Source organism: Pseudomonas sp. SDO5522_S412 (genome assembly GCF_054071215.1).
This window is the reverse complement of record NZ_JBSVWQ010000364.1, coordinates 1-3,632: the sequence shown is the minus strand read 5'-3', so window position 1 is coordinate 3,632 and position 3,632 is coordinate 1. Positions and strand designations below refer to the sequence as shown.

2 protein-coding genes are annotated in these 3,632 nt (G+C 62.7%); one reads left to right on the top strand and one right to left on the bottom strand.

All coding sequences use genetic code 11. From position 1 onward, the window contains the following. Positions 1–75: 75 nt before the first annotated feature. Positions 76–2,190, bottom strand: coding sequence for a mechanosensitive ion channel family protein (locus ACW9I6_RS31460; protein ID WP_087692343.1), 2,115 nt, complete (start codon positions 2,188–2,190; stop codon positions 76–78). A 177-nt stretch (positions 2,191–2,367) separates the two neighbouring features. On the opposite strand from ACW9I6_RS31460, the gene ACW9I6_RS31455 reads away from it, so the two are divergent. Continuing rightward, the gene (locus ACW9I6_RS31455; protein WP_457340209.1) at positions 2,368–3,570 is read left to right on the top strand and encodes an MFS transporter; all 1,203 of its coding nucleotides are present in this window, start codon (positions 2,368–2,370) and stop codon (positions 3,568–3,570) included. Positions 3,571–3,632: the final 62 nt, after the last annotated feature.

The following is a 3,632-nucleotide window of genomic DNA, read 5'->3' as shown; positions in this document are numbered from 1 at the left end:
CGGTTCCACCCTTGGAATGCGGTCGAATGTGGGAGCGGGCTTGCTCGCGAAGAGGCCGGCGGCCTCAACACAAAACTATTGGGTTCTAGGCTGCTCGGTAAGCACCACCGACGAAGGCACTTCTTCCTCCGGCTCATCCACCTGCTGCCCAACCCGCTGCGGCAGCATCACCTGCTGTGGATAAGTTTGCGCGAAATGAACAAAGGCACAGTTATCCACAAGCTTTTTCAAGCGCTGGTTAAACGCGCGGCTCACCGCATATTGCCCGCCCGACACCGTGCGGAACTGCGCCGTCAGCACCACGCCGTTGAGGTCCATCTTGTCGACGCCAAATACCTCCAGCGGCCCTTGCAGGTTGTACTTGAGGAATACGTCGTCGCGGATCGACTGCCCCGCCTCGCGAATCAGTTCCACGGCCTTGTCGACATCGGTGTCGTAGGTGAACTGCACCGAGAAGAACGCATAGGCGAACTGCCGCGATTGGTTGGTGACGGCCTTGATCTGCCCGAACGGCACCGAATGCACAAAGCCCTTGCCGTCCCGCAGGCGCAGGGTGCGGATGGTCAGCCCCTCGACGGTACCGGCGTGGCCGGAGTCGAGCACCACCCAATCGCCAATCGACAGGGTGTCTTCGATGATGATGAACAGCCCGGTGATTACATCCTGCACCAGTTGCTGGGAGCCAAAACCAATGGCCAGGCCCACCACCCCGGCACCCGCCAGCAGCGGTGCGACGTTGATCCCCAGGTTGGCCATGGTGGTGATCGCGCAGATCACCACCAGGATGATTTTCACTGCGTTGCGCAGCAGTGGCAGGATGGTTTTCACCCGCGTGCTGGGCTGGCGGCTGGAGCGTTTGTTGACCGGGGGTTTCAATGCTTCCTGAATCGCCGTGTCGAGCACCACCCAGAACAGCCAGGTCACCAGCAGGATCAAACCGATGCTGCTCAGGGAATCACTGATGGCCCGGCCCACGGAGTTGCGCTGGGCAAACTCAAACAGCGAAACGCCCCAGATACGCCCGAGGATTTCGATAAAGGCGATGGCCATGACGATGCGCAACAACGCGTGCAAGAGGCTGAGGAAACGTTCCTTGTAGGCGCTGCTGCGCTGGACCGCCACCGTGCTGCGGGACTGGAACAGGTGCTGCAACACCGTGCTGAGAAACACCGTGCCGATCAGCAGGATCGTGGTGAACAGTGCGCAGCGCAGGGCTTTCTGGCTGTCGTCGCCGGCGCCGATCAGGTTGATCGCCGACACCAGCACCATCAGCAGGATCGGCCAATACCACAGGCCGGAAAACACCCGCAGGGATTGCTGCACCGCCGGGTGTTTCAGGCGCTGGGCCAGGGGCCGGTTGCGGATCAAATGCGCCACCGGACGGCGCAGGCGAATCACCAGCATGCCGAAGATCACCGAGGCAAACAGCCCGGTGAAGATCGCGACGCTGGCGGTGATATTGCCCCCCAGTTGGCGGGCGATCTGTGGGCTGGTCAGCGCATCGCTGAGGGCGGCAAGGAAGCCGATCAGGAACAGCGGCTTGGGGCAGTAGTCCCGAATAATCTTCACCGCAGGGCGCTTGTGGCCGACGTTGAACATGACGATCACGCACAACAGGATCGAGGTGGAGAAGATGCCGCTGCTGGTGGCGTAGGCAAAACACAGCGCCAGCGCACGGCCCACCGAGGTGGGCAGGAAGTGGCTGACGTAGAGCGTCAATGGCAGGCAGATAAGCGCCGGTATCGTGTAGGGAATCAGGTAACCCAGCAACGCCTGGAGGCGCTGGCGAGGTGCGATATGCCGCTGCAGGCTCAGGCGCTTGACGATAAAGCGCCCCAGCAGGGTCAGCGCGGCGAACGCGCCGATCCACACCCCGGACAACAACAGGAAATCCCCGGCCACGCTCCACGAGGAACGTTCGGACGGCTGGTTGACCAGCTTGTCCACCTCATCCGCCGCCCGGTCGGCCCGCAGCCGCCAGGCGTCGACCAGGTTCTGGTTGAGGTCGAGTTTGTCCTGCACATCATCGATGCTGGAGCTGATGGCGCCGAGCAGGCCGCCTTCTACCAAAAGTTCCGGCTGGGCCGGGGCGGCAGGCGCAGGAGCCGCGGGGGCAGTGGCCGCTTGCAGCGCACCGCTGCCGCAGAACAGCAGCGTGCCGAGCAGTAGCACAGTCTTTAAATTCAACAAAACACCGGGCTCCTTCAGAAGGGTCTGTAAGGAACTGACGGGTTTGACGCCTGATCGTTCCCCACGCGCGTCGATCCGTGCGCCCCAGGCAAATATCAAATGCCAATACCTGGCTTTTTCCGCACAAGCCGAACCCCGAGACTGCGCTCCTGATTGAAACCCACCGGAGTTGCAGCCATGCCCATTGCCTTGCTCGCGCTGACCCTCAGCGCTTTTGCCATCGGGACGACCGAGTTCGTCATCGTTGGCCTGTTACCCACCATCGGCGCCGACCTTGGCGTCAGCCTGCCGTCCGCCGGCCTGCTGGTCAGCCTCTACGCCCTGGGCGTGGCCATCGGCGCGCCGGTACTCACCGCCCTCACCGGCAAAGTGCCACGCAAACTGCTGCTGTTGTCGCTGATGGTGCTGTTCACCCTCGGCAACCTGCTGGCCTGGCAAGCGCCGAGTTATGAGTCCCTGGTACTGGCACGGATCGTCACCGGCCTGGCCCACGGGGTGTTCTTCTCGATTGGCTCCACGATCGCCACCAGCCTGGTGCCCAAGGAAAAAGCCGCCAGCGCGATTGCCATCATGTTTACCGGCCTGACCGTCGCGTTGGTGACCGGTGTGCCACTGGGGACGTTTATCGGCCAGCACTTCGGCTGGCGCGAAACCTTCCTCGCCGTCTCGGCCCTGGGCTTGATCGCGTTTATCGGCAGCCTGCTCTACGTACCGAAAAACATCGCCCACAGCAAACCCGCGTCACTGTTGCAACAACTGCAAGTATTAAAACAACCACGGCTGCTGCTGGTGTACGCCATGACGGCGGTGGGTTACGGCGGCTCGTTCATCGCGTTCACCTACCTGGCGCCGATCCTTCAGGACATCTCCGGCTTCAGCGCCGGCACCATCAGCCTGGTGTTGCTGGTGTATGGCATCTCGGTGGCCATCGGTAATATCTGGGGCGGCAAGCTGGCCGACAAACGCGGCCCGATCAGCGCCCTGAAAATCATCTTTGCCCTGCTCGCTGCCGTGTTGTTTGTACTGACCTTTACCGCAGGCAATCCATGGCTGGCCCTGGCCACTGTGCTGGTGTGGGGCGCGGTCGCTTTCGGCAACGTGCCGGGCTTGCAGGTGTATGTGGTGCGCCAGGCGGAACATCACACGCCGAATGCGGTGGACGTGGCCTCGGGCCTGAACATCGCGGCGTTCAACTTGGGGATTGCCGGTGGCGCGTGGGCCGGCGGCCTGATCGTCGCCCACATGGGCTTGATCCACACGGCGTGGATTGGCGGCTCGGTGGTGTTGGTGGCCTTGGCGTTGACGGCCTGGAGCGGGCGCCTTGACCGGCTGGGGCCGGTGTATGCCGAGAGCTCGACCCGGGTGGTTGGCGGGCACTGATCCCGCAGCGATAAAGAACCCAATGTGGGAGCGGGCTTGCTCGCGAAAGCGGTGTGTCAGTC

What these genes read in the sequence shown, in the direction of transcription:
- ACW9I6_RS31455 (WP_457340209.1), top strand. Translation starts at nt 2,368, where the DNA reads ATGCCCATTGCCTTGCTCGCGCTGACCCTCAGCGCTTTTGCCATCGGG.